Source organism: Collimonas sp. OK412 (genome assembly GCF_900112135.1).
Classification (GTDB): domain Bacteria; phylum Pseudomonadota; class Gammaproteobacteria; order Burkholderiales; family Burkholderiaceae_D; genus Collimonas; species Collimonas rhizosphaerae.
Map to the genome: position 1 here is coordinate 196,585 of NZ_FOLC01000005.1, position 25,190 is coordinate 221,774.

A 25,190-nucleotide genomic window follows, 5' to 3' on the forward strand; every position below is an offset into this window, starting at 1 on the left:
TCGATGCCGGGGCGCAGCCAAGAATACCGCGAAAATTACCTCATGGAAATATGCGATTCACTGATACCCGCTATCGCGCAGCATGGCAATGAATAGCCGCAAGGTGGCCGGCATCTGGCGCCGGCTCGGGTAATAAAGGAAGAATCCCGACATCGGCGGGCACCACGCATCCAGCACGCGCAGCAGGCGGCCTTGCTCTATCGATTCCTGCGCCTGCGCTTCATAGACATACGCCAGGCCGATGCCGTCGAGCGCGGCGCGCAGTATCAGTTCATCGTCGTCCAGCAGCAAAGGGCCGTCGACCGCAATCGCCAGCGGCTCGCCGTCTTTGCTGAACTCCCAGGCATACACCGCGCCGCTGGGGAAGCGGCGGCCGACGCAAGCATGCTGTTTCAGTTCCTGCGGCTGCCGCGGCAAACCCCGGCGCGCCGCATACATGGGCGAAGCCACCACGATCAGGCGCACCGGCGGCCCCAACGGCAAGGCGACCATGTCCTGCGCCAGGCTCTCGCCGAAACGGATGCCGGCATCGAAGCCGCCGGCGACGATATCGACCAGGCCGTCATCGGTCACCACTTCCAGCCGAATCTGCGGATAAGCCGCCAGGAAACGCGCAAACAACGGCGCCAGCAGCAGCCGCGCCGCTGGCCGCGGCACGTTCAGGCGCAAAGTGCCGCGCGGCGTATCGCGGAAATCGTTGAGCCGCTCCAGCGCTTCGCCGATCTCGCGCAACGCCGGCTCCAGGCGCTGCAGCAGCTGCAGCCCGGCTTCGGTCGGCGTCACGCTGCGCGTGGTGCGGTTGAGCAGGCGCACCGCCAGCCGCGTTTCCAGCGTCCGTATGGCATGGCTCAGGGCCGACGCGGAAACACCGCACTCGAGGGCCGCCTTGCTGAAACTGCGATGGCGGGCGACGCAGGCAAATGCATCCAGTTCGCTGAGGTCGGGTTTATTCATTCATGAATTACTTTCAGTATTTCATTGAATATAACATGGCTTATCACTGGCAATGATGGAGAGGATACTGGCTTCAATCCCACTACGAAAGGAATTTCCCATGAAAACCCGCACATTAGGACGCAACGGCCTGCAAGTCTCCGCACTCGGCCTCGGCTGCATGGGCATGAGCTTCGGCTACGGCGGCGCCGATGACGCGCAGTCTGTCCGCACCCTGCAGCATGCCGTCGAACTGGGCGTAACCCATTTCGATACCGCCGAAGTCTACGGCCCTTATGCCAATGAAGAACTGGTCGGGCGCGCGCTCAAGGCAGTCCGCGGACAGGTCACCATCGCCACCAAGTTCGGCTTCAGGATTTCGCCGCACGGCGAAGGCGTGGCGCGCATGGCCGGTGTCGACAGCCGGCCGGAACATGTGCGGACCGCCGTCGAAGGTTCGCTCAAGCGCCTGGGTGTGGAGACCATCGACCTGCTGTACCAGCACCGGGTCGATCCGCAAGTCGCCATCGAGGATACGGTGGGCGCGATGGCCGAGCTGGTGCGTGCCGGCAAAGTACGCCACCTGGGCCTGTCGGAAGTCTCCGCCGCCACCCTGCGGCGCGCCCACGCGGTGCATCCGATTGCCGCAGTGCAGTCCGAATATTCCTTATGGAGCCGCGACCAGGAAAATGAAGTGCTGCCGGCTTGCGCCGAACTGGGCGTGGGTTTTGTGCCCTACAGTCCGCTCGGCCGCGGTTTCCTGACCGGCAAGCTGAACACCACGCAAGGACTGGCTGCCGACGACTACCGCCGCACGCTGCCGCGTTTCCAGGATCAGGCGATGCAAAGCAACCGCGTCCTGCTTGAAGCGCTGGTGACGCTGGCCGACCGGCGCGGCTGCACGCCGGCGCAGCTGGCGCTGGCCTGGCTGCTGGCGCAAGGCGAACAGATCATGCCTATCCCCGGGGTCAGGCAAATCAAGCATCTGGAAGAGAATGTAGCAGCGGCTGATATCGTGCTGCGGACCGACGAACTGGCTGCCATCCGCGCCGCGCTGCCGGACGAAAAAATCGTCGGCCAGCGCTACGGCGCAAAGGAGCTGGAGATGATCAATCTTTGATCAGGCAGGCTTGCCCATCCGGGCAAGCCGTTTTTTACTGCTGGCCGTTCACAGCCATGCCAGCATCATGTGCCTGCTGGTCTGCATGGTAGGAACTGCGCACCATGGCGCCCACCGCGGCGTGCGCGAAACCCATCTTGTAAGCTTCCTCTTCATACATCTTGAACACGTCAGGATGCACATAGCGCCGCACCGGCAGGTGGTTCCCGCTCGGCATCAGGTACTGGCCGATGGTCAGCATGTCGACATCGTGGGCGCGCATGTCGCGCATGACTTGCAAGACTTCTTCATCGGTTTCGCCAAGGCCGACCATGATGCCGGATTTGGTCGGCGTGTTCGGATGCAGGGCCTTGAAGCGTTTCAGCAAATTCAACGAATATGCGTAGTCCGAACCTGGCCGCGCTTCCTTGTACAGGCGCGGTGCGGTTTCCAGGTTGTGGTTCATGACGTCGGGCGGCGCCAGGTTGAGGATTTCCAGCGCGCGGTCCATGCGGCCGCGGAAGTCCGGCACCAGGATTTCGATGCGGGTGTTCGGCGACAGCGCACGCACATGGCGGATGCACTCGGCAAAGTGGCCGGCGCCGCCGTCGCGCAGGTCGTCGCGGTCGACGCTGGTGATCACGACGTAATTCAGTTTCAGCGCAGCGATGGTCTTGGCCAGGTTTTCCGGCTCGTTGACGTCAAGCGGATCGGGACGGCCGTGGCCGACGTCGCAGAACGGGCAGCGGCGGGTGCACTTGTCGCCCATGATCATGAAAGTGGCGGTGCCCTTGCCGAAACATTCGCCGATGTTCGGGCAGCTGGCTTCTTCGCATACCGTGACCAGGCTGTTGGCGCGCAGGATGTCCTTGATTTCGTAGAAACGCGACGATGGCGAGGCCGCCTTGACGCGGATCCAGTCCGGCTTTTGCAAACGCTCGATCGGGATGATCTTGATCGGGATGCGCGCAGTCTTGCTGGCGCCCTTTTGCTTTTCGGACGGATTGTAGCTGGCGGCGGCAACGCTGGTTTCGGCAGGCAGCGACGGCGTGGTTTCTGTGGTCATGGTCTAGGCGTTTCCTTGCGGGAGTCCCGGGAAGGGACTCAGTTAAAACGGTCAATCAGTTTGTGAGCAAGCGCTAACTGCATCTCAGAGAGAGCTGTATCAACGCCCAGTGTTTTCATATCGACGGTGGCGAGGCCTTCGTAGCCGCACGGGTTGATCCAGGAAAAAGGCTCCAGGTCCATGCTGACATTGAGCGACACACCGTGGTAAGTGCAGCCGCTGCCCCTTACTTTCAAGCCAAGGGCGGCGATCTTCGCACCTTGCCAGGCGCCGTCGGCAATATAAATCCCCGGCGCGCCGGCCTTGCGTTCACCGGCCAGATTATACGCTGCCAGCGTGTCGATCACCGCCTGCTCGATGCCCTGCACGAATTCCCGCACGAACAGGCGGGCGGCGGGACGCCGGCGGCGCAAGTCCAGCAGCAGGTAAATCACTACCTGGCCCGGTCCGTGGTAGGTCACTTCGCCGCCGCGGTCGGTCTGTATCACCGGGATGTCATGGGGCGCCAGCACGTGGCTCGGATCGGCGCCCAAACCCAGCGTAAACACCGGCGGGTGCTCGACGATCCAGAGCTGGTCCGGAGTATCTGCGGAACGGGAATCGGTGAACGCGCGCATCGCGTCAAAACTGACGGAGTACGGCTCGACGCCGCGCTGGATGATCTGGGGGCTGGGCGGATGATCGGGGGAACGGAGCTGCTGCACGCTGGACATAAGCGCAAGTGTAACGAAAAAAAGCGGCCGGCGTGCAGAAACGGCGATACGCCGCGGCTGGCACGCCGGCGCGCGGTCAGGTCCTCAGGGGGCCAAGTAAACTCTCGGGAGATTGCCAGTTCGGCAATGCGCGGATGCGTTGCAGCCAGGCGACCACATGCGGCGGCAGCGCGACTTTGGCGGCGTCGGCCCAGAACAGGTAGCCGCACAGGGAAAAATCGGCGGCGGTCGGCAGTTCATCGACGATGAACGCGCGGCCATCGGCCAGTTCCGCTTCCAGCCTGGCGATATCCACGTCAAACCGCCCCTGCAACCAGTCGACGGCGCCGGCAGGGTATTCCTGCGGCGCAAAGCTGCGCGCCCAGCGCAGCTGCGGCAAACACATGCCGAGCCGGTTGGCTTCCCAGAACAGCCATTCGTGCACGCGCGCCATGCGGCTCGCCGATTCGGCGCCGAAACCGCCCGTGTGCTGCGCCAGGTGGCAAAGGATGGCGTCGGATTGCGCATACGGCTCGCCGTTGTGCACCAGCAACGGCACCTGGCCGAACCTGGCCAGGCTGCGAAACGGCTCCGGCCGCTGGCCGTGCAGCTGGTCGATATCGATTGCCTGGTAATCGTGGACCACGCCGCTGACCGCCAGCATCAAGGCGACCTTATAGGCGTGTCCCGAATTTGCGTTGCCGTAAAGCGTGATCTCGTCTTGCATGCCGGACATCAGGTCAGCAGGCTACAGGACGGGCGCCCAACGGCTTGCCGAGGCCGGCGCGTGCGCTGGCAGCCGGCAGGCGAGTCGATTGCCGCTGGATCTGCACCACGCTGTTGCCCTTGACGGCTTCGATGACGATATGGCTGTCGGCGGCAACGTTGAGGAACTGCCCGGCATGCAGCCAGTAGTCGTCGCCTTGTCCCGCCACCGTCACCCATACGCGGCCTTGCATGATCTGCAGGGTCTGGGCCACCGGGGCAGTGACCGACATGGCTTGGCCGGCGCCTATGGACAACGATTCGTTAGCTAATAATTTTCTCATGATGTCACTCCTTGAAACTGCTGGTATATTGGATGCCACATCAGCCGCTGAACCGCTTGATATAGACATTCCTTGTTTCTACAGAGCCATTCTAGTCGCGCGGCAGGCGGTTGCAAAACGAGTAATTTTCCTCCCCCTTGCTAATTTTATTCATATAACATGGCTGATCTCAGAAAACTGCCGAATCTCTCCGCCCTGCGCGCCTTCGAAGCGGCCGCCCGCAACGACAGCTTTTCGCGTGCGGCCGAAGAAATCTATGTGACGCCAGGTGCGATCAGCCATCAGATCCGGGCCCTGGAACAAGAACTGGGCATCATGTTGTTCAGCCGCCACGGTAAACGGATCACGATCACCGAGCAGGGGCAGCGTTTTGCCGCAGTCATCCGCAAATCCCTGAATGAAATCGCGTTTGCCGCCGAAGCGCTGAAGATGGACGCCAAGCAAAAGCGATTGACGATTTCCGCCCTGCCCTCGTTTGCCGCGCGCTGGCTGGCGCCGCGGCTGTGGAAATTCATCGACCTGCATCCCGATACCGAGGTGGTGCTGCAGTCGAGCAATCATCTCAACGACCTCGAACGCGAACCGATCGACGTCGGCCTGCGCTACGGCCTGGGGCATTACCCGGGGCTGGTGGTGGAAAAACTGATGGATGATTTTTACTATCCGGTGGCCAGCCCGAACTACCGCGGCGGCAAGTTGCCGAAAACGCCGCAGGAACTGGAACAGTGCAGCCTGTTGCGGATGGATACGGAATCGTCCTGGCTGCCGTGGTTCGAGACGGCCGGCGTCGACCTGGTGGAGCCGACCGGCGGCTTGCTGATCGAGGATGCCTCGATGCTGCTGCGCTCGGCTTCGGACGGCCTGGGGATTGCATTGACGCGGCACGCGATTGCGCTGCAGGAGATTGCTTCGGGAGAGCTGGTGCGCTTGTTCGACGTCGTCGCGCGCTGCCCGCTATCCTATTATTTCGCCTGCACCAAGGAAGCGATGAGCAAACCGCAGGTGCAGGCTTTCCATCGCTGGCTGCTGGACGAGGTGAGGGCTTTCAAGGCGCAAAGCGAATGGCCCGGGGCGCCCGAGCCATGATTCGCCTTGGATTTACAGGACCATCTTCACCATCGGATGCGATGACAGCGCCCGGTACAGGTTATCCAGCTGCTCGCGGTTGACGGCATACACATTGGCCGTCAGGCCGGTGTAATTGCCCTTGGACGACGGCCGCACTTCCAGCTTGTCGATATGAAAAGTAGGATCGTGCTGCACCACCACGCCGATGATGGTCTCTGCGAAAGCATCGTGCGTCGGCCCCATGATCTTGATGGGGAACACGCTTGGATATTCGATCAGGCTGTCGGCTGGATCGATTGGCTTGGTCAGGTCGGTCATGGTCTTTACTCTTTAGTGATGTTGCAGACGGGTAGTTTACTCTCCTGGCTTATCAGCGGGGCGCCATTCTGCAAGAACGGCTTGTGTGAATGAAAACAGGGCGGAAAATTTTCCACCCTGCAACCATCCGTCCAGCTATCCAAAAGAAACCAGTCTCTTTCAGGCAGCAGCCTTGGCTTGCTGATAAGCCTCGTATAACTGCTTGTATATGGGGCCGGGGGCGCCGTTTCCAATAGCCTTGCCGTCAATCGACACCACCGGCAGCACTTCCTTGGTGGCCGACGACAGCAGCACTTCATCGGCAGCGAACACCTCTTCGCGCGCAATCCGGCGCGCTTCGAACGGAATGCCGCCGGCGGCGCACAACTCCTCGATCAGGCGGTAGCGGATGCCTTCCAGGATCAGGTTGTCCTTGGGCGGCGCCAACAGCTTGCCGTGCTTGACGATCCAGACATTCGACGACGACGCTTCGGTCAGCCAGCCGTCGCGAAACTGGATCGCTTCCACCACGCCGTGCTCGGCGGCATTTTGCGCCGCCAGCACATTGCCCAGCAGGGAGATCGACTTGATTTCGCAATGCAGCCAGCGCTGGTCTTCCATCGAAACGCAAGGCACGCCGCTGGCGCGCAGCGCGTCGCTCGGCAATACCAGCGGATTGGTCATGATGAACACGGTCGGCGCCAGCGCTTCTTTCGGGAACGCGTGGCCGCGCTTGGCGACGCCGCGCGTGACGTGGATGTAGACCATCTGGTCATGCGCCGGATGGGCGTCGATCACGCCCTGGATCAGCGCCAGCCACTGCTCCCTGTCATGCGGATTTGTAATACTGATTTTCGCCAGGCTGCGGAACAGGCGCGCCAGGTGGTGCTCGGAACGGAACAGCCTGCGGCCGTAGATAGGAATCACCTCATACACGCCATCGCCAAAAATGAAGCCGCGGTCGAGTACCGGGATGCGCGCTTCGGACAGCGGCGTCATGCTGCCGTTAAGATAAACCAGCGGGTCTTGCATGATCGGATTCCTGAAAAAGTAGAGGATTCAATTCTGGCACAGCGCCGGCGTGCAGGGTATGCAAAAAAAGTATGCGGAAGACAGGCGGATGCGCCGCCTCCCCTTTTCCGCCACGGCAGGATGATTCCGGTGCGATGCGGTAGCATGTGCATACTTCAACTTCGAGGAAGCGCCCCTCTCGCCTTCTTCTCTTATCCCGACCATGACCACCACCCCCGTCCTCACCCGCTGCGCCTGGGCCAATCCCGCCAATCCGCGCTACCTGGCCTACCACGACGAAGAATGGGGCAAGCCCTGCCACGATGAGGTGCGGCTGTTCGAAATGCTGAACCTGGAAGGCGCGCAAGCTGGCCTCAGCTGGGAAACCATCCTCAACAAGCGCGACAACTACCGGCGCGCGTTCGACAACTGGGACGCCAAAAAAATCGCCCGCTACGACCAGGACAAGGTCGCCGCCCTGCTGGCCGACGCCGGCATCGTCCGCAACCGCCTGAAGATTGCCGCCGCCATCAGCAACGCCCAGGCTTATCTCAAGCTGCGCACCGAAGCCGGCGGCCTGGCGCCTTTCCTGTGGGCCTATGTGGACGGCAAGCCGATCCAGAACGAATGGACGCTGCTGGGCGGCAATCCAGCCACGACGCCCTTGTCCGACCGCATTTCCAAGGACCTGGCCAAGCGCGGCTTCAAATTCGTCGGCTCCACCATCATCTACGCCTACATGCAGGCGATCGGCATGGTCAACGACCATTGCGTCGAATGCTTCCGGCACCAGGCGGTAGTAGAGTAACGCCAAGAGTCATTGAACGCCGCGAAACCGGCTCAACCGGCTTAAAGCGGCTCAGTCCGCCTGCCGGCCGCCCGCAGCCGCCAGCAGGTGGGCGACAACCTCGGTCAGCTGCTCGACCAGTTCCGGATCCATGTACTGGTATTCGTCCGGAATATCCAGCACGTGGATGGTCTTGTGCTCCAGCAGGCGCCCGAACTCGGCGACGATGCGGTTCTTGTGCTTTTTCTCCATCACAAAAATCACATCGGCCCAGCTGATATCGCCGGCGCTGATTTTCCTGCGCGCATTCGGGCTGGTTCCGGCCGAGCGCGCCTGTATCCCGGGCTGGCGCCGCCATACCTGTTCGCCTGTGGGGCTGCGCCATTGGTTGCGGCTGCAGACAAAGAGTAATTTGGTCATTTACCGGTTTGCCGGTGACGGCGATTTATTTATTCTGGCAACATGGTACATCGCGCGCCGCCCCTTTCCGTCTTTACAGCGTTCTGCTACATTGCCGCCATGCCTAAACTGACCTTAGACCGGATCCTGCAATCGCAGGGTTTCGGCAGCCGAAAATATTGCCGCGAGCTGATTGAAGACGGCGAAGTCGTCATCAACGGCGCCGCCGTCACCGACTACAAGTCCACGCCCGACACCGACGGCCTGGTGTTCACCCTGTTCGAGGAAGAATGGACTTACCGCGAACACGTCTATATCGTGCTCAACAAGCCGGCCGATATCGAATGCTCGCGCAAACCCAGCCACCATCCCGGGGTGCTGAGCATCCTGCCGGAACAATTCAGCTGGCGCGATGTGCAGCCGGTCGGACGGCTCGACCACGACACCACCGGCCTGCTGCTGATGTCGGACGACGGCAGCTTCATCCATGCCCAGTCGTCGCCCAAGCGGCATGTGCCGAAGCTGTACGTCGCCACCACCCATGATCCTGTCACCGAAGAACTGGTGCAGAGCCTGCTGGCCGGCGTCAAGCTGCATGACGAGCCGCAAACGCTGGCGGCCGTCAGCTGCCGTGTGCTGGGCACGCATGAAATCGAAATCGTGCTGGAACAGGGCAAATACCATCAGGTCAAGCGCATGCTGGTCGCCGCCGGCAACCATTGCTCAGCCTTGCGCCGCACCGCCATCGGCGGCCTGACGCTGGAAGCGCTGGAACTGGAATTGGGAGAATGGTGCTACCTGGAACCGGAGCACCTGGCCTTGCTGGTGCCTGCGTAGCGCAAAAAAAAAGCGCAGGACCTGAGTCTTGCGCTTTTGCTTCCGGGGGCTCCTGGCAGTCAGTGCGAGCGGATCATGGTGCCGAACGCCTGTTCGGTCAGCACTTCCAGCAACAGCGAATGCTCGATCCGGCCATCGATGATGTGCACCGTATTGACGCCCGACTTGGCCGCATCCAGCGCCGATGAAATCTTCGGCAGCATGCCGCCGGAGATGGTGCCGTCCTTGAACATTTCGTCGATTTCACGGGCTGACAGGTCCGTCACCAGGTTGCCTTGCTTGTCTTGCACGCCAGCAATATTGGTCATCATGATCAGCTTTTCCGCATGCAGGATCTCGGCGATCTTGCCGGCCACGACGTCGGCGTTGATGTTGTATGCCTGGCCGTCGGCGCCAAAGCCGATCGGCGAAATGATCGGAATGAAGGCGTCGTCCTGCAAGGCTTTGACCACGGCCGGATTGATGGCTTCGATTTCACCAACAAACCCGATGTCGAGGAATTCGCCCGGTTTTTCCCGGTCCGGCATGCGATATTTGCGGGCGCGGATCAGGCCGCCGTCCTTGCCGGTCAGGCCAACCGCCTGGCCGCCGTAGTGGTTGATCAGCATCACGATATCCTGCTGCACTTCGCCGCCCAGCACCCACTCCACCACTTCCATGGTTTCTTCGTCGGTGATGCGCATGCCTTGCACGAAAGTGCCCTGCTTGCCGATTTTCTTCAGCGCATTGTCGATCTGCGGGCCGCCGCCATGCACCACCACCGGGTTCATGCCGACCAGCTTGAGCAGGATCACGTCGCGCGCGAAGCCGTGCTTCAGGCGTTCTTCGGTCATGGCGTTGCCGCCGTATTTGACGACAATGGTTTTACCGTGGAATTGACGGATGTAAGGTAACGCCTCGGCCAGAATTTCCGCTTTGATTCCTGGTGCAACGTTGGCAAGATCGTTGGTCAAATCGGCCATGAACAGTCCTACGAGAGAGTTCCGAAAAGCTGGGGGTGCTGCGTGGTCGCGGCGCGGTTCAATACCGGTGGCTAACGACCCGTCGACCTGAAACAGTTTGTCAGAAGAAAGTAAAAGGGTGCAAAGACTGCAACTCTGGGGGAGTTAAAAATCGCTGCGCGATGGATCAGCGCGATTTTACATGGAAATGCGCTTGCTTAGGTACGGCTGACACGCCAATAATCATGCGATGTTGCGTAGAACTCATTTCATCAATATCCGTGAGTGCGAACGCGGCTATTTGGGATGTAGTGCAAGGCGCGTCGCGCAGCCAAGGGTGGTTCCCTTGGCAAGCGGCGCAACGCAGCAATACGCCCAAATAGCCCGTTCCCGAAGGGTTCTTGCCAGAAGAGGCGCTGGCCGCGTTGTGCTCCTTGCCAGCGCCTCTTCTGGCAAGAACGCATCTCACGGATATTGATGAAATGAGTTCTAGATATATCAATGCCGGGAAGATGGTTATCCTGACAGCGGTTTCCCTCACTACGCCCACAAGCCTTCAAAGGATAAACGGAATGGCGCAATGTCCCGCCTGCCGGCAACAGTTCTCCTGCGGCGCCAGCCAGCATGCGAGCCAGCCCTGCTGGTGCAGCCGCGTGCCGTCGCTGGCCGGGGCCAGCCTCACGGCGGCAGGATGTTATTGCCCGGATTGCCTGCAGCGCCTGCTGCGGCACGAACAAAAACAGAAACAGGAACCGGCCGCAGGAAAAACCTCCCCCTAAGGACTAAGGGCAGCTGCGCACTTCCTGGGCAGGAAAATCCAGCTTGATCTTGTCGAAGGCAAGCTTGGCGTCGCCGCCCAGGTCGCGCAGCTGGAACGCCACCTTGCTGGAACTGACGCTGCGCGTGCCGACCTTGGCGCCGCTCAAGCCGCGCTTGGCCAGGCTGGCGACCTGCTTTTGCGCCGCTTCGTCGGTCTTGAAAATGCCCAGTGAAATGCCATAGCGCAGCGGACTCGAATCCTGGATCACGAAAAAGTCGCTGATCCCCAGCCGGCGCACCTCGTCGGCCTTGGCGTCGGCCGCTTCCTTGCTGCCCAGCGACGGCAGGTAGACCATGTGGCTAGCCACTTCCTGGGTTTCACGGCGGACAAATTTGACGGCCGGCACGCGTTCCGCCAGCTGGCTCGAAAAACGCCGCGCTTCGGCCGCGGTGAAATTGCCGACTTCGGTGCAGGCCACCGGCGCCAGTTCAGCGGCCGTGGGCGCCGGCGCCAGCGCGGCGCTGGCGAGCGAGGCAACCGCTGCCGGAGCCGTAACATTCTCGGCCGCGGTCATGCGGATCTTGTCCGGCTGCAGCTGCCTGCCGATGCGCGCCGGCTCCCTGCCGTCGCTGTAGAGCGCGCCGAGATAGCCTTTTTGCATGGCAAACAAGGCGGCATTCGCCAATAACAACAGCCAGAAAATTATTTTCAACATAGCTTAAAGAGTTGCCGCGGCAGTTTGTAAACCGATCAATACCAGATTATCAACTGTTTCGTGGGCGATGGACAGGTAGGGCGCCACCAGCGCCGCCGAACCGCCGGCCACGACACAAAGTATATGCGCGCCAGATTGCCGGCCGAGCAACGCAAAGGCCCGTTCGATGGCGCCGACCTGGGCGTTGATGCAGCCGCTGATGATGGCGTCGTCGGTGTTGTCGGCAAACAGCGTGTTGACTTGCACATGGTCCGTCACATGCGGCAATCGCGCGGTGCTGCGCGCCAGCGAGGTCGCCATCAAGCCCAGCCCCGGCAGTATCATGCCGCCGCTGAACACGCCGTCGGCGCTGACCGCATCGATGGTGGTCGCCGTGCCGCAGGTGGCGACCAGCAGGGTCTGCTGCGGAAACAGGCGTTGCGCGCCGAGCGCTGCGGCAAAGCGGTCGCATCCGAGCTGCGCCGGGTCGCGGTAAGCGTTGCGCAGGCCGGCCAGCTGCGGCAGCGAAACAAACCAGTGGGGCCGCACGGCGGCGCCGAAAACCGTCTCCAGCAGCGTCTGCAGGCGCTCTTGCACATGTTCGCCAGCAACGTTCGAAACCAGTATGCGCGTCACCGCCAGCTTGCGCCAGCGTTCGCTCAGCGCCGCAAGTTCGCCCAGCGCCGCCGAACCGCTGTCGAGCCACGCGCCCGCCAGGTCGCCTGGCTGCGGCATGGCCGTAAGCACCCATTTGATGCGGGTATTGCCGACATCGATCAACAGCATGCCCATGGTTCAGTCTTCCTTCGGCCGCAATGAAATGTCGCCGGCCATGATCGCAATCGGGCTGCTGCCGCCATCGGTTTGCAGCAGCAGGCGTCCGATCTGGTCGATGCCCAGCGCGCGGCCTTCATGCAGCGTCTTGCCCTGGTCCAGGATCAGCACCTGCTGGCCGGCAAACGCATGCAGCCGGTTCCAGCGCTCGACGAAAGCCGCCAGGCCGGCGTTTTCGAATTGCCGCATGGTCTGCGCCAGCGCGCTGAGCAGCGATCCAAGCAGCAGGTCGCGGTCCTGCGCCGCCGCCGCCGGCAGGCTGGCGGTGCGGCGCCCGATCTGTTCCTGCAGCTGTTCCGGCATGGCGAGATTGATGCCGATGCCGACCACCGCCCATAGCTGCTGGTCCGGCGCGGTCGCGGTTTCGATCAGGATGCCGGCCAGCTTGCGGCCGCCTTGCAAGACATCGTTCGGCCATTTCAGCTGGACCTCGACGCCGAAATCGGCCAGGGTCTCGGCAATCGCCACGCCCACCGCCAGCGGCAGGCCGACCAGCGTTTGCAACGGCGCGGCAAACGGCCAGGCCAGCGAAAACGTCAGCGCCGCCGACGGCGCCGTCAGCCACGCGCGGCCGGCGCGGCCGCGGCCGGCAGTCTGCGTCTGCGCCGCCAGCAAGGTCGGCGCGCCGAGCGCCCTGGAGCGGTCACCGCTGGCGACGCGCGCCAGCAGGTCAGCATTGGTGGAGCCGGTCTCGGCCACTACCTCGACCTGGCACTGTTCAGCGTGGTAGCCGGCAAATGCGGTGATGCGGGCGGCCGACAAATGGCTCGCGGGCGAAATTGGTGCAATAAATTGGACAGTCATGCCGCGCATTGTAGCGGGAGTTATGCCGGAATGCGGCTCGCCATGCGCGGGATTCCCCATGAAAACACAATAAAAAACAACGGCGCCGCTAATCCGTATGGCATATTTCTCTGGAAACCGTTAAATCGCTTATCCGAGCGGCGTTTCCGGCCGGGTTTTATCACTGCCGTAATAGTCTGGAAAGCAATTCTCCCTTAAACTGACACGATGCCGAACCCAGATTCCACTACTCCTGTTCTCGATCTTAAAGATGGCAGCCTGGTAGCCGCCCGCGGCAACTGGCAGGTGCATGCCTTGACGCAGCCGGGGGTGATCTGGGAATTGCAGGCCAAGCTGAGAAAACTGGGCGGGAAAAACGACGCATTGCGCTGGGATTTGTCGGGGATCGGCACGCTGGACCATATCGGCGCGCAATTCCTGTGGAACGCATGGGGCAAAACCCGGCCCAGGCAACTGACCTTGGCGCCGCAGCACCGCGATTTTTTCCAGCGCCTGGCCAGCGCCGGCACCCTGGCATTACCGCCCAAGCCGCCGCGCCGCCGCCTGTTCAACGTGATCTACGACATCGGCGCCGAGATGCTGGAGCATGTGTCCGGCTTTATCACCCTGCTGGGACAACTGGTGCTGGATTTCCTGCGCATGGTGCGCGCGCCGCAGCGGGCGCCGTGGAAAGAGATTTCCGCCAACGTCTACCACGTCGGCTACCAGGCGCTGGGAATTACGGCGCTGGTCGGCTTCCTGATCGGCGTGGTGCTGTCGTTCCTGTCGGCACAGCAATTGCATACCTTTGGCGGCGATATCTACCTGGTGAACATCCTCGGCATGAGCATTATCCGCGAACTGGGGCCGTTGCTGGCGGCGATCCTGGTGGCCGGCCGCTCCGGCTCGGCGATCACCGCACAGCTGGGCGTGATGCGCGTGACCGAAGAACTCGACGCGATGCTGGTGATGGGCTTGCCGCACGGCTTCCGGCTGATCTTGCCGCGCGTGCTGGCGTTGCTGGTGGCGATGCCCTTGCTGGTCATCTGGACCGACGCCATCGCGCTGTTGGGCGGGATGGTCGCCGCGCAGTTGCAGCTGGGTTTGTCGCCGACTTATTTCCTGCAGCAGTTGCCGAACGCAGTGCCGCTGCCCAATTACCTGATCGGCCTCGGCAAAGGCGCGGTGTTCGGCGGCCTGATTGCGATGGTGGCCTGTTATTTCGGCCTGCGCATCGAACCGAATACGGAAAGCCTGGGGCACGGCACCACCACCTCGGTGGTGACCGCCATCACCATCGTGATCGTGGCCGATGCGGTGTTTGCGATCATTTTCAGCGGCGTGGGATTCTGATGGCCGAGCACGTACCCATCATCGAGGTCGACAAGCTCTGGACCCAGTTCGGCCAGGCGGTGATCCACCAGGACCTGGACCTGCGCATAGAAGCCGGCGAGATCGTCGGCCTGGTGGGCGGTTCCGGTTCCGGCAAGACCACGCTGGTGCGCCAGATACTCGGGCTGAACCGGCCGACCAAGGGCAAGGTGACGGTGTTCGGCACCGATATCAGCCAGGCCGATGTCGACCAGATGTACGCGCTGCAAAACCGCTGGGGCATGCTGTTCCAGCAGGGCGCTCTGTTTTCGGCGCTGACCGTGCTCGACAACGTGGCGCTGCCGATGCGCGAGTTGCGCGCCTTGCCGGACCGGCTGATCCGGGACGCCGCCCTGCTCAAGCTGCAGATGGCCGGCATCGGCCCTGAACATGCGCTGAAAATGCCGTCCGACCTGTCCGGCGGCATGATCAAGCGGGTGGCCCTGGCGCGTGCGCTGGCGCTGGAACCGGAACTGCTGTTTCTCGACGAACCGACGGCCGGGCTCGATCCGGCATCGTCGGCCGCTTTTATCGAGCTGATCCGTTCGCTGCACAAGGACATGCGCCTGACGGTAGTGATGATCACCCACGACCTGGAGCCGCTGCTGGCATTGTCGACCAAGATCGCGGTGCTGGCGGACAAGCATGTGATCGCCTACGACACGCCGGAGCGCGTGATGAAAGTGCGGCATCCGTTCATCGAAACATTTTTTCTTACTGCTAACCGTTTTGAGCATGAAACTTGCGGATAAATGCAGAAAGCGTAAATAGGAAGTCTTATGGAAAATAAAGCGCATGCCCTGATCGCCGGACTGTTCACGGTGGCCTTGCTGATCGCGGCGCTGTTCGGCGTCATGTGGTTCAACAGCGACCGGGTGGAACGGATTCCTTACCAAATCGCCACCAAGCTGTCGGTGCCGGGCCTCAATCCGCAAGCCGACGTGCGTTACCGCGGCCTGGATGCCGGCAAGGTCGACACCATCACCTTCGATCCGAAATCGCCGGGGCAGATCCTGATCAAGATCAAGGTCAATCCGGATACGCCGATGACGCAGTCCACCTTCGCCACCCTGGGCTACCAGGGCGTGACCGGGATCGCCTATATCCAGCTCGACGACGACGGCAGCAAGCCGCTCAAGCTCGACAGCAGCAAGCAGCACCTGGCGCGCATAGAACTGCGGCCGAGCCTGTTCGACAACCTGCAGAGCAAGGGCGCGGTGATTCTGTCGCGCGCCAACGATACGGTGGAAAGACTGAACAGCCTGCTCGATCCCGAGAACCAGAAAACCATGGTGAAAGCGTTCAGCGACGTCAGCAAGACCGTCAACGAATACCAGGGCATCCCGCAGCAGCTGCAGCCGACCCTGAACCAGCTGCCGGCCCTGACCAGCCAGCTAAACCAGGCGCTGGCCTCGGTCACGGCGCTGTCCAACAACATGATGGTGCTCAGCAAGAACCTCAACACCTTGACCGCCAGCCTGCAAGGACCGGACGGCGCTGTCGCCAACCTGGCCGGGGCGGTGCAGAATATCGGCTCGGTCGCCAATGGCGTCGAATACGATACGCTGCCGCGTTTCAATGTGCTGACCACGGAAGCGCGCTCGTCGATGCGCAGCCTGAACCAGACCCTGGACCATCTCAACCAGCAGCCGCAAAGCATCCTGTTCGGCAGCAAGCCGCTGCCTCCCGGACCCGGCGAAGCGGGTTTTGTCGCCCCAGGAAAATAAACATTCGCGCGGCAAAGATCGCACTCTGCCGCCAACCGATTAAGGCATGCCATGACCGCTATCTTGAAAACCCTGTCGTCGTTCCTTGCGCTTGCCCTGGTCGCGGGCTGCGCCAGCAAGGTCGACGCGCCGACCCAATACGACCTCGGCCTGCTGCCTCCCGCAGCCGCGACCGCCGCCCCAGCCTTGCCCGCTGTCAGCGTGGCCGATGTCAATGCGCCGGCCTGGCTGGACAACAACATGATGTATTTCCGCCTGGCCTACGCCAACCAGCTGCAGCCCCGGCCATACGCCGCCAGCCGCTGGACCATGCCACCGGCGCAGCTGTTCCAGCAGCGCCTGAAATCGCGCCTGGCCCAGGCTGGCGGCACGGTGCTGGCGATGTCGGACGCCGCGCTGAATATTCCTTTGCTGCGCATCGACATGGATGATTTCACGCAAACCTTCGATACTCCCTCGCACAGCCTGGCGACGCTGCAGGTACGGGCTTCGCTGTTCAACGGCCGCACGCTGCTGGCGCAAAAGAGCTTCAGCCGCCAGGCCGCGACTCCCAGCGCCGACGCCGCCGGCGCCGCCAGCGCTTTCGTGGCGGCCAATGACGGCGTGATCGATGAGCTGATGAGCTGGCTGGCGACAGTGGCACCGAAAAAATAATGACGCAACAAGCAACCGTTTCAAATTCTTCAGCCGCGTCGTCGTTTGCCCGCGTCAGCCTGCTGATCTACCTGCTGCTGATCATCTACGCCAGCTGGTATCCGTTTGCCGGCTGGCGCGACCTCGGCCTGACCGCCTTCGCCTACCTGGGCGCGCCGCTGCCGCATTACTGGACCGTGTTCGATGTCTGGACCAATATCGCCGGCTACCTGCCGCTAGGCATGCTGATGGTGCTGTCGTTGCCGCGCTCGCGCCGCTGGTCGCCGTACTGGTCGGTATTGCTGGCGACCCTGGCCGGCATCCTGGTCTCGGGCGCCATGGAGGCGGTGCAGACCTTCCTGCCGACCCGCGTCGCCTCCAACCTGGACCTGATGACCAACAGCGCCGGCGCCTTTCTCGGCGCGGTGCTGGGCGTCATCCTGCGACCGCGCTTCGGCCCCGACAGCCGCTTGCTGCAACTGCGCGAGCACTGGTTCAACCGTGAAGCCAGCCAGGGCATGGTGGTGGTCGCGCTGTGGCCGCTGGCGCAGATTTATCCGCTCAGCCACCTGTTCGGCTTCGGCCAGTTCACCTCCATGCTGTCGACCTGGCTATCCGACTTGCTGGAACAGCCGATCGACCTGCAAGCCTGGCTGACCAACGATATCCAGTTCAGCGCCGACCAGTACTGGCTGACCGAGACCATCATCACCGCCTGCGGCCTGACCGGGGCCGCCCTGACCTTCCTGATCCTGCTGCGCCAGCAGGCGCCGAAATTGCCGCTGACCTTGCTGCTGGTGTTTCTCACGCTGATGACCAAGATCCTGGCGACGGCGCTGCTGTTCGCGCCCGACAACGCCTTCGTCTGGCTGACCCCCGGCTCATTCGGCGGCCTGCTGATCGGCGGCCTCATGCTGAGCGGCCTGGCCTATGCGCCGCAGCTGGCGCAACGGCGCCTGGCCGGGCTGACCCTGGCCATATCGCTGTTGCTGGTCAATGTCATGCCGGACAATCCGTATTACACCGAAACCGTGCAAACCTGGTCGCAGGGGAAATTCCTGAACTTCAACGGCGTCGCCCAGTTCCTGGCCCTGCTGTGGCCGTTCTGCACGCTGTGGTTCCTGTTCCATCCGATGCACAAGCGGCGCCGCGAGCTGGCGCAGCGCGACTCGCGGCAGCCCCGCTCCTGAAATCAAAATGGCGGCGGTGTATGATTCCCGTCTGTATTGGTCAACTATTCCAGAATCCTGCCATGAGCGATAAGCCGTTTTACGAACACCACGTATTTTTTTGCCTGAACCAGCGCGAACCGGGCGAACGCGTCTGCTGCGCCAACGCCGGGGCCCAGGCCGCGCAGGAGCATGCCAAGCGCCGCGTCAAGCAGCTCGGCCTGGCCGGCGAAGGCAAGGTGCGGATCAACAAGGCCGGCTGCCTCGAACGCTGCGAAGAGGGGCCGGCGCTGGTGATTTATCCTGAAGGCGTCTGGTACACCTACGTCGACAATGAAGACATCGACGAAATCATCGATGTCCATATCGTCGGCGGCAAGATTGTCGAACGCCTCAAAATCTAAGCAACACGCATTCCGTCGCCATCACTCAGAACCATCAATGCAATGAACGCCCAAACGCTTCCCTTTTTCATCGCCGGCGCTGTCGGCCAGCTCGAATGCGCGCTAGACCTGCCCGATCCTTCAACCTTCGCCGCGCCGCGCGGCCTGGCGCTGGTGGCGCATCCCCATCCGCTGTTCGGCGGCACCATGGACAACAAGGTAGTGCATACGCTGGCGCGCGGTTTCCTGGCGCTGGGTTATGCCACGGTGCGCATGAATTTCCGCGGCGTCGGCAAATCCGAAGGCGTGCATGACGAAGGGCGCGGCGAAACCGACGATATGGCGCTGCTGCTGGCCCACATGCGCCAGCAGTATCCCGGCCTGCCGCTGGTGCTCGGCGGATTCTCGTTCGGCACTTTCGTCCAGGCGCAATTGCAGCAGCGCCTGAGCCAGGCCGGCACGCCGGCCGACCGGCTGGTGCTGGTCGGCACCGCCGCCGGCAAATGGCCGATGCCGACCGTGCCGGCCGACACCATCCTGATCCACGGCGAGCTGGACGATACGATTCCGCTCGCTGCCGTATTCGAATGGGCGCGTCCGCAAGACATCCCGGTAATCGTGATTCCCGGCGCCGATCATTTTTTTCATCGCCGGCTGCAACATATCAAGAATCTCATGGTCGAAATGTGGCGTCGCTAAAAGACGCGGTTTAAAGACGATGCAAGCATGCTGGCATAGTGTTTAAGCCGTCCGGGGAGGCAGTGGGGCTATAATTCTGTCGGCATGGTTGTATGCGGTTGTTTGCTTGCCGCCTCCGCTTACGCATTTTTCAACCCCTTAAGCAGATAAAGTTGCTCATCGTCTACACCAGTTGTTCACATGATGCAGCTCTATCGCTACTGATTTCATTACTCGATACTCCATGAAAAAAATACTCGCGGCGCTTGCTGCCACTGTCCTTTCCATATCCGTTGCCTTTGCGCAGACATTGCCGCCGCCGACAGTAGCCGCCAAATCGTGGTTGCTGCTCGATACCACCAGCAACCAGGTAGTGGCGTCGCAAGATCCTGACATGCGCATCGAACCGGCCTCGCTGGCCAAGATCATGACCGCCTATGTGGTTTTCGATGCGCTCAAGGCCAAGAAAATCAGCCTCGACCAGATGGTCAATGTTTCGGTGCGCGCCTGGAAGGTCGATCCAAGCAGCTCGAAAATGTTCATCGATCCAGCGACGCCGGTGTCGATCAACGACCTGCTGTACGGCTTGATGGTGGTGTCGGGCAACGACGCCGCAGTGGCATTGGCGGAAGCGGTCGCGGGCACCGAAGATTCCTTCGTCGCGCTGATGAACCACGAAGCCGAGCGCATGGGCATGAAGAGCACGCATTTCGGCAATCCGCACGGCTTGCCGAGCGCCGATACCTACTCCACCGCGCGCGACCTGGCGACTTTGGCGGCCCACGTGATCGTCGATTTCCCCGAGTTCTACAAGATCGATTCGACCAAGAAATACACCTACAACAAGATCACCCAGCCTAACCGCAACCGCCTGCTGTGGCTGGATCCGACCGTCGACGGCATGAAGACCGGCCACACCAGCAGCGCCGGCTATTCCATCATCGCCAGCGCCAAGCGCCCGAACGCAGGCGGCGACCGCCGCCTGCTGGCAGTCGTGATCGGCACCAATTCCGACGGTACCCGTACCCAGGAAGCGCAAAAAATGCTGAACTGGGGTTTCCAGAACTTCGATGCCGTCAAGCTGTACGCCAAGGGCCAGGCGATCGATACGCCGCAAGTCTGGAAAGGCGCCAAGAACCAGATCAAGATCGGCTTCACGCATGACGTCTACGTCACCGTGCCGAAGGGCGTCGCCGAGAAGATCAAGCCAGTGCTGGAACGCACCGATCCGCTGATCGCGCCGATCCAGCAAAACGCCAAGGTCGGCACGGTCAAGATAAACGCCGACGGCAAGACCATTGCCGAGTTTCCGGTGGTGGCGCTGGAAGACGTGGCCCAGGCCACCATCTTCGGCCGCGCCTGGGATTCGATCCGTCTGCTGTTCAAATAAATGCAGTGAACCCGGGGCTTTCCGCCCCGCTGGTACCATCAAAAAAATGACAGCCGCGGCTGTCATTTTTTTACCAATAATCATTCGCATGCAATGGCTGGACAACTGTATCACTCTGTATCATCTGGTTACAATTTTGTTTCCACGTAACAATTAAATAGATTGTCCGAGAGCAAAATGTGGGGATACACTGCAGTCCCGTGACCAACCCTGGCCACGACAAAATGATGCGGCGCCCACCACAATGCGGCGCCAGCACATGGCTGTACAACAGGAGGAATGACATGATGCTCAGCTTCATCGGTTTCCAGCCGTACGCCTATCACGCCACGTCATGGCCCCTCGCCCCGCCTCTTCGCTTCTAGCTTCTAGCTTCTAAATTTTTCGCTATATCGAATTTCAATCCTGGCGCTCTGCACGCCCGGGTTGTCTTAGACGCAGCCGTCGTTCCGCCATGGCAGGTGGCGGCACGCCTGCGCGTCGACCTGCAGCGGGACGCAATCTCGCTGCAGATGCGGTATCCGGACGCTCCCGATCGGACGTCCGGCTATGTCAATTCACATCAACTATGGAGAGATGCAATGAAATTGAATCGCAAATTAGTCGTGCTGGCTTTGTCTTGTGCTTACGCCAGCGTTGCGCTTGCAGGCGCTGTCAAGGGATCCGACGACTCAGTCTACAAGCCAACCGGCAAGGGCTGGGGCGAGCTGGACCTGGACGCGCAGACCCATGCGCAAAAGGCGGCAACCCTGAGAGCCCAGCGCACCGCCAACCTGACCAACCAGGGCGGTCCGGTGATGACCGCGCCAAAGAACGTCTATTACATCTGGTACGGCACCTGGGATACCGCCTCGCAGAATGTATTGACCAATCTCGGCAACCACATCGGCGGTTCTCCATACTTCAACATCAACACCACGTACACCAATAAGGCCGGCACGCATGTGCAAAACGTCGTCAACTATGCCGGCACCACTACCGACAGCGGCTCGCTCGGCACCAAGCTGTCCGACGCCAACATCGAAACCATCGTCGCCAACAAGATCAATTCCGGCGCGCTGCCGCTGGATGCGAACGGCGTCTACTTCGTGCTGACCGACAAGAACACCACCGCCACCTCGGGCTTCTGCACCCAGTATTGCGGCTGGCACACCAACGCCACGATCAACGGCCAGGATATCAAGTACGCCTTCATCGGCAATCCTGAAACCCAGTGCGCAAGCTCGTGCGGCGCCAATACGCCAAGCCCGAACAACACCCCCGGCGCCGATGCGATGGCCAGCATCATTTCGCATGAGCTTGAAGAAACAACCACCGATCCGGACGGCAACGCCTGGTATGCGCTGTCCAACGGCATGGAAAACGGCGACAAATGCGCATGGAATTTCGGCGCCACGTCGACCGCCGCCAACGGTTCTGCCTACAACCAGACCTTCGGCACCATGAAGTACCTGATCCAGCAGAACTGGACACTGCTGCCAAGCCAGGCTTGCGCCCAGCACTATCCGTGATGGCCGTGATGTAACATGGAATTCCGCCGCGGAGCGCTCTGCGGCGGAGCTTCAGCTGATGCTCTTTCCGATTCAATCGCCCGAGTCCATGCCATGAAAAAATTTCCTCTCCTGCTGGCGCTGCTGCTGGCAAACCCGCTATCCGGCTTCGCACAGCAAGCCGCCGCTCCGCTCCAGAGAACCATACCGACCGTCACCCGCACGGTGCAGATTTTCAGCACGTTGGAAAACGAATTGAATGACGCTGTCCAGCAGCGCAACAGCGGCGTTATCGATAAACGCCTTGCCGACGATTATGAACTGCGCACCGCTGCCGCTCCCGCCCGGCCGACGCCGCGCGCGGAATGGATCGCCAGCGCCCTGAAGCAGGCGCCGTTTGCGTCGCAGGTGCAACAGATGGCAGTGCATGAATACGGCAATCTGATGATCGTCAGCTTCCTGTGGTCGCTGGATGTTCCCGCCGCCAGCCCGCTGGCAAAGAACATATTTGTCGTCGATACCTGGAAACAGGTCGACGGCGACTGGAAACTGGCGGCCCGCTACGCGGCGCCGGCCGACGCGCAGCACAAGAAAGTGCCGGGGGCAGACCTGTCCGGCATCGACGCCAAGAAAAAAATCTGACACTGAACCCTGTCTCTTTCTTAGCAATGGAAACGCCATGATCCGCTTCAAGAATACCTTGCCCTTGCTGCTCGCCCTGGCGGCCGCCGGCGCCGCCGCCGAAACCGCGCAGGAAGCCCGCATCAAGCAACTGATCGAGCCGCGCATGGGCGTCGGCATCAAGGTCGATTCGATCACCAAGACGCCTTATGCCGGCCTGTATGAAGTGCGCACCAACGGCGATATCTTCTACACTGATGAAAACGCCGACTACATCGTGGTCGGCAAAGTCATCGATACCCGCACCTACAAGGACCTGACCAAAGAAAGGGTGGACCAGCTCGCAGCGATCAATTTCGCCGACCTGCCGCTCGACGCCGCGGTCAAGACTGTCAAAGGCAACGGCAAACGGGTGCTGGCGATATTCGAGGATCCGAACTGCCCTTACTGCAAGAACCTGCACAAGACCTTGCAGGGAATCGACAATGTGACGATCTATACTTTCCTGCTCAATATCCTGTCCGACGATTCGGTGGTGAAGTCGCACGATATCTGGTGCTCGGCAGACCGCAGCAAGGCGTGGAACGACTGGATGGCAAACGGCAAAGCCGCAGCAGCGGCCGCGGCCGCCTGCCCGACGCCAAACGACAAAGTGCTGGCGCTGGGCAAGAAGCTGCGTATCGTCGGCACGCCCACGGTGTATTTTTCGGATGGCAGCCGCACCGGCAGCGCGCTTGACGCCAAGGCCCTGGAACAGAAACTGGCTTCCATGAAGTAGCCTGGGCAGCCTGCCGCAAACGCCGCAGGCTGGCGCCGGTCAGCGCCGGCGGCGGCTCCAGGCTTCCAGGAAGGCCAGCGTGACATTTGCCTCGTTGGTCTCCGCCAGGCCGCTGCCGAAGAAGGCGCCGACATCCTTGAAATCATTGCCGCCCGCCAGGTCCGACAAGCTGCGGAACGCAATGAAAGGCACACGGTTGGCATACGCCACCTGGGCAAAAGCACCGGTTTCCATATCCACCACCTGCGCCTGCAGGTTATCGAACAGATAGGCCCGGTAGCCGGGATTGGCCAGGAAAGCGCTGCCGGAAACACCACGCCCGCCAACTCGCAACTCCGGCTGGACGCTGACGCACAGGGATGGATTCTTCGGTCCGCATTTCGCCAGCCCTGGCTTCAAGGTACGGGCCAGCGCCAGCATCTCGGGATCGGCCTGGAACTCGAAACGGAATTCTCCTTGCGGCGCATTGCTTGCATTCATGACGAAATTGTCGCGCATGAACAGGCCGCTGCTGACCGGGCCATTGGGCGTATCGAACTTGAAATCCGGGCGCGGCTTGCCGTTGTCGGCCGCCAGCTTGACACCCAGGCAGCTGACATCGCCCGCCGCGCCGCAAGGCGAAGGCAAGCTGCCGTCGCCGTTCCAGTAGACTTCCATCGGCATCGCCCAGCTCTCCGGCACGGTAACGTCGCCGACATGGCTGGCCGGATTGACGCCGCCGGCGATGCCGCTCATCAGCAAGCGCTCGATATGGAAATGATCCATCATCAGCTGCGTCACCATGGTGGCGTTCACCACGCTGACGCCGCTCAGCACGATCACCACCTGGTTGCCGCGCAGTTCGCCGGTGGTGAAGCGATTGCCGTTGATCTTCCAGTCACGCTTCTTCTGCGTCTGTTCCAGCAGGATATCGGCTTCGGCGCCGAACGCCGAAACGATGCCGATGCGCGGCTTGCATTCGCTCAGGCAATGGCTCTTTGCCGGCGGCGCCGCGCCGGCGGTGGCCATCAAGGCAGCGCCGGCCAGCAAGGCGCAAGCTGCCTGGCGCAGCATTTTCAATACAGGGGCATGGGCGGGCAAGGGCTTTCCTTTCATTGGGTAAAAAGGGTTGGTGGTTCAGGTATTTTCCGGTCCCGAAAGCGGCACGCCAGCGCCCGGCTTGAGGCCATGGCGCCAGAGCAGCAGGCCGATCGCGTAGGTGACATAGTAAGCCGCCAGGATGCCGAAGATCAGCAAGGTCAGCGGACTGCCGGAAAACTGGCCCGGGGTCCAGACCTGCGGTCCCGGCGCCAGGTAGAACTGGGCCAGGCGATAGACGATGCGGCCGGCGAACAGCAACGACAGCGCAATGCCCAGATGGGCGCTGGGCGTATAGAATAGGCCGGCCGGCGTTTGTTCGAATTGCGTGAGGCGGTGGCCATAAACACCCAGCCCGATGCCCAGGGCAATGCCGCCGGCGACTGCCGCCAGATGGTCCGGATGCGCCAGGGACGCCAGCGACAGCATGCCCATCAGCCAGGTAAACAGGCAAATGGTGATCCACGGCCTCACGGCCGACAGTTTCTGCCTGCCGACCATGCGCCGGATCCGCGAATACAGACGCCAGACCACCAGCGCGGCGATGCCGAGCGACACAAACAAGGAAGGATGAACGGGAATTGCCATGGATTTCTCCCCAATGCGGCTGATCGCGCCAGTCT

At 61.6% G+C, this 25,190-nt stretch carries 30 protein-coding genes; 16 read left to right on the plus strand and 14 right to left on the minus strand.

Annotation, left to right across the window (positions count from 1 at the left end):
- Positions 1–57 precede the first annotated feature (57 nt).
- The gene (locus BM062_RS07870; protein WP_092395529.1) at positions 58–954 is read right to left on the minus strand and encodes a LysR family transcriptional regulator; all 897 of its coding nucleotides are present in this window, start codon (positions 952–954) and stop codon (positions 58–60) included.
- Between the two features lie 100 nt (positions 955–1,054).
- Between BM062_RS07870 and BM062_RS07875 the strand changes: the two genes are divergently transcribed.
- Positions 1,055–2,053: an aldo/keto reductase gene (locus tag BM062_RS07875; protein WP_092395531.1), complete on the plus strand. Its 999-nt coding sequence runs from the start codon at positions 1,055–1,057 to the stop codon at positions 2,051–2,053.
- 34 nt (positions 2,054–2,087) lie between these two features.
- Here the strand turns inward: BM062_RS07875 and lipA are convergent, their stop codons facing one another.
- The 4 genes from lipA to BM062_RS07895 all read right to left on the minus strand — a co-directional run bounded on the left by lipA (position 2,088) and on the right by BM062_RS07895 (position 4,839).
- A complete protein-coding gene (lipA, locus tag BM062_RS07880; protein WP_092395533.1) occupies positions 2,088–3,098 on the minus strand; it encodes a lipoyl synthase in 1,011 nt (336 codons plus the stop codon).
- A 38-nt stretch (positions 3,099–3,136) separates the two neighbouring features.
- Positions 3,137–3,811, minus strand: a complete 675-nt coding sequence (gene lipB, locus BM062_RS07885) for a lipoyl(octanoyl) transferase LipB (RefSeq protein ID WP_092395535.1) — start codon at positions 3,809–3,811, stop codon at positions 3,137–3,139.
- A gap of 76 nt (positions 3,812–3,887) precedes the next feature.
- Positions 3,888–4,526 (minus strand): glutathione S-transferase family protein, encoded by a 639-nt coding sequence (locus BM062_RS07890; RefSeq protein WP_254784991.1) that lies wholly within the window; start codon positions 4,524–4,526, stop codon positions 3,888–3,890.
- Positions 4,527–4,530: 4 nt separating this feature from the next.
- Positions 4,531–4,839 carry a DUF2917 domain-containing protein gene (locus BM062_RS07895; protein WP_175500924.1) on the minus strand — a complete coding sequence of 103 codons (309 nt, stop codon included), beginning with the start codon at positions 4,837–4,839 and terminating at the stop codon, positions 4,531–4,533.
- A gap of 159 nt (positions 4,840–4,998) precedes the next feature.
- Here BM062_RS07895 and gcvA point away from each other — a divergent pair, with 159 nt between their 5' ends.
- On the plus strand, positions 4,999–5,925 hold the full coding sequence (gene gcvA / locus BM062_RS07900; RefSeq protein WP_092395539.1) for a transcriptional regulator GcvA: 927 nt from the start codon (positions 4,999–5,001) through the stop codon (positions 5,923–5,925).
- Positions 5,926–5,937: 12 nt separating this feature from the next.
- Here gcvA and BM062_RS07905 read toward each other — a convergent pair whose 3' ends face one another.
- Positions 5,938–6,225 carry a DUF493 family protein gene (locus BM062_RS07905; protein WP_092395541.1) on the minus strand — a complete coding sequence of 96 codons (288 nt, stop codon included), beginning with the start codon at positions 6,223–6,225 and terminating at the stop codon, positions 5,938–5,940.
- Positions 6,226–6,384: 159 nt separating this feature from the next.
- On the minus strand, positions 6,385–7,236 hold the full coding sequence (locus BM062_RS07910; RefSeq protein WP_092395543.1) for a D-amino acid aminotransferase: 852 nt from the start codon (positions 7,234–7,236) through the stop codon (positions 6,385–6,387).
- Between the two features lie 202 nt (positions 7,237–7,438).
- Between BM062_RS07910 and BM062_RS07915 the strand changes: the two genes are divergently transcribed.
- The gene (locus tag BM062_RS07915) at positions 7,439–8,023 is read left to right on the plus strand and encodes a DNA-3-methyladenine glycosylase I (RefSeq protein WP_092395545.1); all 585 of its coding nucleotides are present in this window, start codon (positions 7,439–7,441) and stop codon (positions 8,021–8,023) included.
- 51 nt (positions 8,024–8,074) lie between these two features.
- On the opposite strand, the gene BM062_RS07920 is transcribed toward BM062_RS07915, so the two are convergent.
- Positions 8,075–8,422, minus strand: a complete 348-nt coding sequence (locus tag BM062_RS07920; protein ID WP_092395547.1) for a low molecular weight protein tyrosine phosphatase family protein — start codon at positions 8,420–8,422, stop codon at positions 8,075–8,077.
- A 99-nt stretch (positions 8,423–8,521) separates the two neighbouring features.
- On the opposite strand from BM062_RS07920, the gene BM062_RS07925 reads away from it, so the two are divergent.
- Complete coding sequence (locus tag BM062_RS07925) at positions 8,522–9,238, plus strand: pseudouridine synthase (RefSeq protein ID WP_092395695.1); 717 nt, start codon at positions 8,522–8,524, stop codon at positions 9,236–9,238.
- 59 nt (positions 9,239–9,297) lie between these two features.
- Here BM062_RS07925 and argB read toward each other — a convergent pair whose 3' ends face one another.
- On the minus strand, positions 9,298–10,200 hold the full coding sequence (argB, locus tag BM062_RS07930; protein ID WP_014008176.1) for an acetylglutamate kinase: 903 nt from the start codon (positions 10,198–10,200) through the stop codon (positions 9,298–9,300).
- Between the two features lie 551 nt (positions 10,201–10,751).
- Here argB and BM062_RS07935 point away from each other — a divergent pair.
- Entirely contained in the window at positions 10,752–10,958 is a 207-nt protein-coding gene (locus BM062_RS07935) for a cysteine-rich CWC family protein (RefSeq protein WP_092395549.1), read from the plus strand.
- Positions 10,959–10,961: 3 nt separating this feature from the next.
- Here BM062_RS07935 and BM062_RS07940 read toward each other — a convergent pair whose 3' ends face one another.
- From BM062_RS07940 to BM062_RS07950, 3 genes are read right to left on the minus strand one after another with little or no spacing between them, the layout of a single operon-like run.
- On the minus strand, positions 10,962–11,654 hold the full coding sequence (locus BM062_RS07940; RefSeq protein ID WP_092395551.1) for an SPOR domain-containing protein: 693 nt from the start codon (positions 11,652–11,654) through the stop codon (positions 10,962–10,964).
- Between the two features lie 3 nt (positions 11,655–11,657).
- Complete coding sequence (locus BM062_RS07945; RefSeq protein ID WP_092395553.1) at positions 11,658–12,425, minus strand: type III pantothenate kinase; 768 nt, start codon at positions 12,423–12,425, stop codon at positions 11,658–11,660.
- Positions 12,426–12,428: 3 nt separating this feature from the next.
- Positions 12,429–13,271 carry a biotin--[acetyl-CoA-carboxylase] ligase gene (locus BM062_RS07950; protein WP_092395697.1) on the minus strand — a complete coding sequence of 281 codons (843 nt, stop codon included), beginning with the start codon at positions 13,269–13,271 and terminating at the stop codon, positions 12,429–12,431.
- Between the two features lie 207 nt (positions 13,272–13,478).
- Here BM062_RS07950 and BM062_RS07955 point away from each other — a divergent pair, with 207 nt between their 5' ends.
- The 11 genes from BM062_RS07955 to BM062_RS08005 all read left to right on the plus strand — a co-directional run bounded on the left by BM062_RS07955 (position 13,479) and on the right by BM062_RS08005 (position 23,490).
- A complete protein-coding gene (locus BM062_RS07955) occupies positions 13,479–14,603 on the plus strand; it encodes an MlaE family ABC transporter permease (protein ID WP_092395555.1) in 1,125 nt (374 codons plus the stop codon).
- Positions 14,603–15,373, plus strand: a complete 771-nt coding sequence (locus BM062_RS07960; RefSeq protein ID WP_092395557.1) for an ABC transporter ATP-binding protein — start codon at positions 14,603–14,605, stop codon at positions 15,371–15,373. The genes BM062_RS07955 and BM062_RS07960 overlap by 1 nt, the downstream gene beginning before the upstream one ends.
- 27 nt (positions 15,374–15,400) lie before the next feature.
- A complete protein-coding gene (locus BM062_RS07965; protein WP_092395559.1) occupies positions 15,401–16,348 on the plus strand; it encodes an MlaD family protein in 948 nt (315 codons plus the stop codon).
- 51 nt (positions 16,349–16,399) lie between these two features.
- Complete coding sequence (locus BM062_RS07970; protein ID WP_092395561.1) at positions 16,400–17,002, plus strand: ABC-type transport auxiliary lipoprotein family protein; 603 nt, start codon at positions 16,400–16,402, stop codon at positions 17,000–17,002.
- The gene (locus BM062_RS07975) at positions 17,002–18,171 is read left to right on the plus strand and encodes a VanZ family protein (RefSeq protein ID WP_092395563.1); all 1,170 of its coding nucleotides are present in this window, start codon (positions 17,002–17,004) and stop codon (positions 18,169–18,171) included. Before BM062_RS07970 ends, BM062_RS07975 begins: the two co-directional genes overlap by 1 nt.
- 62 nt (positions 18,172–18,233) lie before the next feature.
- Positions 18,234–18,554, plus strand: a complete 321-nt coding sequence (locus BM062_RS07980) for a (2Fe-2S) ferredoxin domain-containing protein (protein ID WP_041742684.1) — start codon at positions 18,234–18,236, stop codon at positions 18,552–18,554.
- 42 nt (positions 18,555–18,596) lie between these two features.
- The gene (locus tag BM062_RS07985; protein ID WP_092395565.1) at positions 18,597–19,232 is read left to right on the plus strand and encodes an alpha/beta hydrolase; all 636 of its coding nucleotides are present in this window, start codon (positions 18,597–18,599) and stop codon (positions 19,230–19,232) included.
- 223 nt (positions 19,233–19,455) lie between these two features.
- Positions 19,456–20,601, plus strand: a complete 1,146-nt coding sequence (locus tag BM062_RS07990) for a D-alanyl-D-alanine carboxypeptidase family protein (RefSeq protein ID WP_092395567.1) — start codon at positions 19,456–19,458, stop codon at positions 20,599–20,601.
- A 581-nt stretch (positions 20,602–21,182) separates the two neighbouring features.
- The gene (locus BM062_RS07995) at positions 21,183–22,112 is read left to right on the plus strand and encodes a hypothetical protein (RefSeq protein WP_175500925.1); all 930 of its coding nucleotides are present in this window, start codon (positions 21,183–21,185) and stop codon (positions 22,110–22,112) included.
- 93 nt (positions 22,113–22,205) lie between these two features.
- Positions 22,206–22,733 (plus strand): nuclear transport factor 2 family protein, encoded by a 528-nt coding sequence (locus BM062_RS08000; protein WP_175500926.1) that lies wholly within the window; start codon positions 22,206–22,208, stop codon positions 22,731–22,733.
- A gap of 37 nt (positions 22,734–22,770) precedes the next feature.
- Entirely contained in the window at positions 22,771–23,490 is a 720-nt protein-coding gene (locus BM062_RS08005; protein ID WP_092395573.1) for a DsbC family protein, read from the plus strand.
- Between the two features lie 39 nt (positions 23,491–23,529).
- Here the strand turns inward: BM062_RS08005 and BM062_RS08010 are convergent, their stop codons facing one another.
- Both BM062_RS08010 and BM062_RS08015 read right to left on the minus strand, forming a co-directional pair.
- Positions 23,530–24,570: a 5'-methylthioadenosine/S-adenosylhomocysteine nucleosidase gene (locus BM062_RS08010; RefSeq protein WP_254784992.1), complete on the minus strand. Its 1,041-nt coding sequence runs from the start codon at positions 24,568–24,570 to the stop codon at positions 23,530–23,532.
- 36 nt (positions 24,571–24,606) lie between these two features.
- On the minus strand, positions 24,607–25,155 hold the full coding sequence (locus BM062_RS08015; RefSeq protein ID WP_092395577.1) for a CcdC protein domain-containing protein: 549 nt from the start codon (positions 25,153–25,155) through the stop codon (positions 24,607–24,609).
- Positions 25,156–25,190: the final 35 nt, after the last annotated feature.

Excerpts from the sequence above, each read along its gene's own strand:
- BM062_RS07870 (WP_092395529.1), bottom strand. The coding sequence starts at position 954 with ATGAATAAACCCGACCTCAGCGAACTGGATGCATTTGCCTGCGTCGCC.
- BM062_RS07875 (WP_092395531.1), top strand. The coding sequence starts at position 1,055 with ATGAAAACCCGCACATTAGGACGCAACGGCCTGCAAGTCTCCGCACTC.
- lipA (WP_092395533.1), bottom strand. The coding sequence starts at position 3,098 with ATGACCACAGAAACCACGCCGTCGCTGCCTGCCGAAACCAGCGTTGCC.
- lipB (WP_092395535.1), bottom strand. The coding sequence starts at position 3,811 with ATGTCCAGCGTGCAGCAGCTCCGTTCCCCCGATCATCCGCCCAGCCCC.
- BM062_RS07890 (WP_254784991.1), bottom strand. The coding sequence starts at position 4,526 with ATGTCCGGCATGCAAGACGAGATCACGCTTTACGGCAACGCAAATTCG.
- BM062_RS07895 (WP_175500924.1), bottom strand. The coding sequence starts at position 4,839 with ATGAGAAAATTATTAGCTAACGAATCGTTGTCCATAGGCGCCGGCCAA.
- gcvA (WP_092395539.1), top strand. The coding sequence starts at position 4,999 with ATGGCTGATCTCAGAAAACTGCCGAATCTCTCCGCCCTGCGCGCCTTC.
- BM062_RS07905 (WP_092395541.1), bottom strand. The coding sequence starts at position 6,225 with ATGACCGACCTGACCAAGCCAATCGATCCAGCCGACAGCCTGATCGAA.
- BM062_RS07910 (WP_092395543.1), bottom strand. The coding sequence starts at position 7,236 with ATGCAAGACCCGCTGGTTTATCTTAACGGCAGCATGACGCCGCTGTCC.
- BM062_RS07915 (WP_092395545.1), top strand. The coding sequence starts at position 7,439 with ATGACCACCACCCCCGTCCTCACCCGCTGCGCCTGGGCCAATCCCGCC.
- BM062_RS07920 (WP_092395547.1), bottom strand. The coding sequence starts at position 8,422 with ATGACCAAATTACTCTTTGTCTGCAGCCGCAACCAATGGCGCAGCCCC.
- BM062_RS07925 (WP_092395695.1), top strand. The coding sequence starts at position 8,522 with ATGCCTAAACTGACCTTAGACCGGATCCTGCAATCGCAGGGTTTCGGC.
- argB (WP_014008176.1), bottom strand. The coding sequence starts at position 10,200 with ATGGCCGATTTGACCAACGATCTTGCCAACGTTGCACCAGGAATCAAA.
- BM062_RS07935 (WP_092395549.1), top strand. The coding sequence starts at position 10,752 with ATGGCGCAATGTCCCGCCTGCCGGCAACAGTTCTCCTGCGGCGCCAGC.
- BM062_RS07940 (WP_092395551.1), bottom strand. The coding sequence starts at position 11,654 with ATGTTGAAAATAATTTTCTGGCTGTTGTTATTGGCGAATGCCGCCTTG.
- BM062_RS07945 (WP_092395553.1), bottom strand. The coding sequence starts at position 12,425 with ATGGGCATGCTGTTGATCGATGTCGGCAATACCCGCATCAAATGGGTG.
- BM062_RS07950 (WP_092395697.1), bottom strand. The coding sequence starts at position 13,271 with ATGACTGTCCAATTTATTGCACCAATTTCGCCCGCGAGCCATTTGTCG.
- BM062_RS07955 (WP_092395555.1), top strand. The coding sequence starts at position 13,479 with ATGCCGAACCCAGATTCCACTACTCCTGTTCTCGATCTTAAAGATGGC.
- BM062_RS07960 (WP_092395557.1), top strand. The coding sequence starts at position 14,603 with ATGGCCGAGCACGTACCCATCATCGAGGTCGACAAGCTCTGGACCCAG.
- BM062_RS07965 (WP_092395559.1), top strand. The coding sequence starts at position 15,401 with ATGGAAAATAAAGCGCATGCCCTGATCGCCGGACTGTTCACGGTGGCC.
- BM062_RS07970 (WP_092395561.1), top strand. The coding sequence starts at position 16,400 with ATGACCGCTATCTTGAAAACCCTGTCGTCGTTCCTTGCGCTTGCCCTG.
- BM062_RS07975 (WP_092395563.1), top strand. The coding sequence starts at position 17,002 with ATGACGCAACAAGCAACCGTTTCAAATTCTTCAGCCGCGTCGTCGTTT.
- BM062_RS07980 (WP_041742684.1), top strand. The coding sequence starts at position 18,234 with ATGAGCGATAAGCCGTTTTACGAACACCACGTATTTTTTTGCCTGAAC.
- BM062_RS07985 (WP_092395565.1), top strand. The coding sequence starts at position 18,597 with ATGAACGCCCAAACGCTTCCCTTTTTCATCGCCGGCGCTGTCGGCCAG.
- BM062_RS07990 (WP_092395567.1), top strand. The coding sequence starts at position 19,456 with ATGAAAAAAATACTCGCGGCGCTTGCTGCCACTGTCCTTTCCATATCC.
- BM062_RS07995 (WP_175500925.1), top strand. The coding sequence starts at position 21,183 with ATGAAATTGAATCGCAAATTAGTCGTGCTGGCTTTGTCTTGTGCTTAC.
- BM062_RS08000 (WP_175500926.1), top strand. The coding sequence starts at position 22,206 with ATGAAAAAATTTCCTCTCCTGCTGGCGCTGCTGCTGGCAAACCCGCTA.
- BM062_RS08005 (WP_092395573.1), top strand. The coding sequence starts at position 22,771 with ATGATCCGCTTCAAGAATACCTTGCCCTTGCTGCTCGCCCTGGCGGCC.
- BM062_RS08015 (WP_092395577.1), bottom strand. The coding sequence starts at position 25,155 with ATGGCAATTCCCGTTCATCCTTCCTTGTTTGTGTCGCTCGGCATCGCC.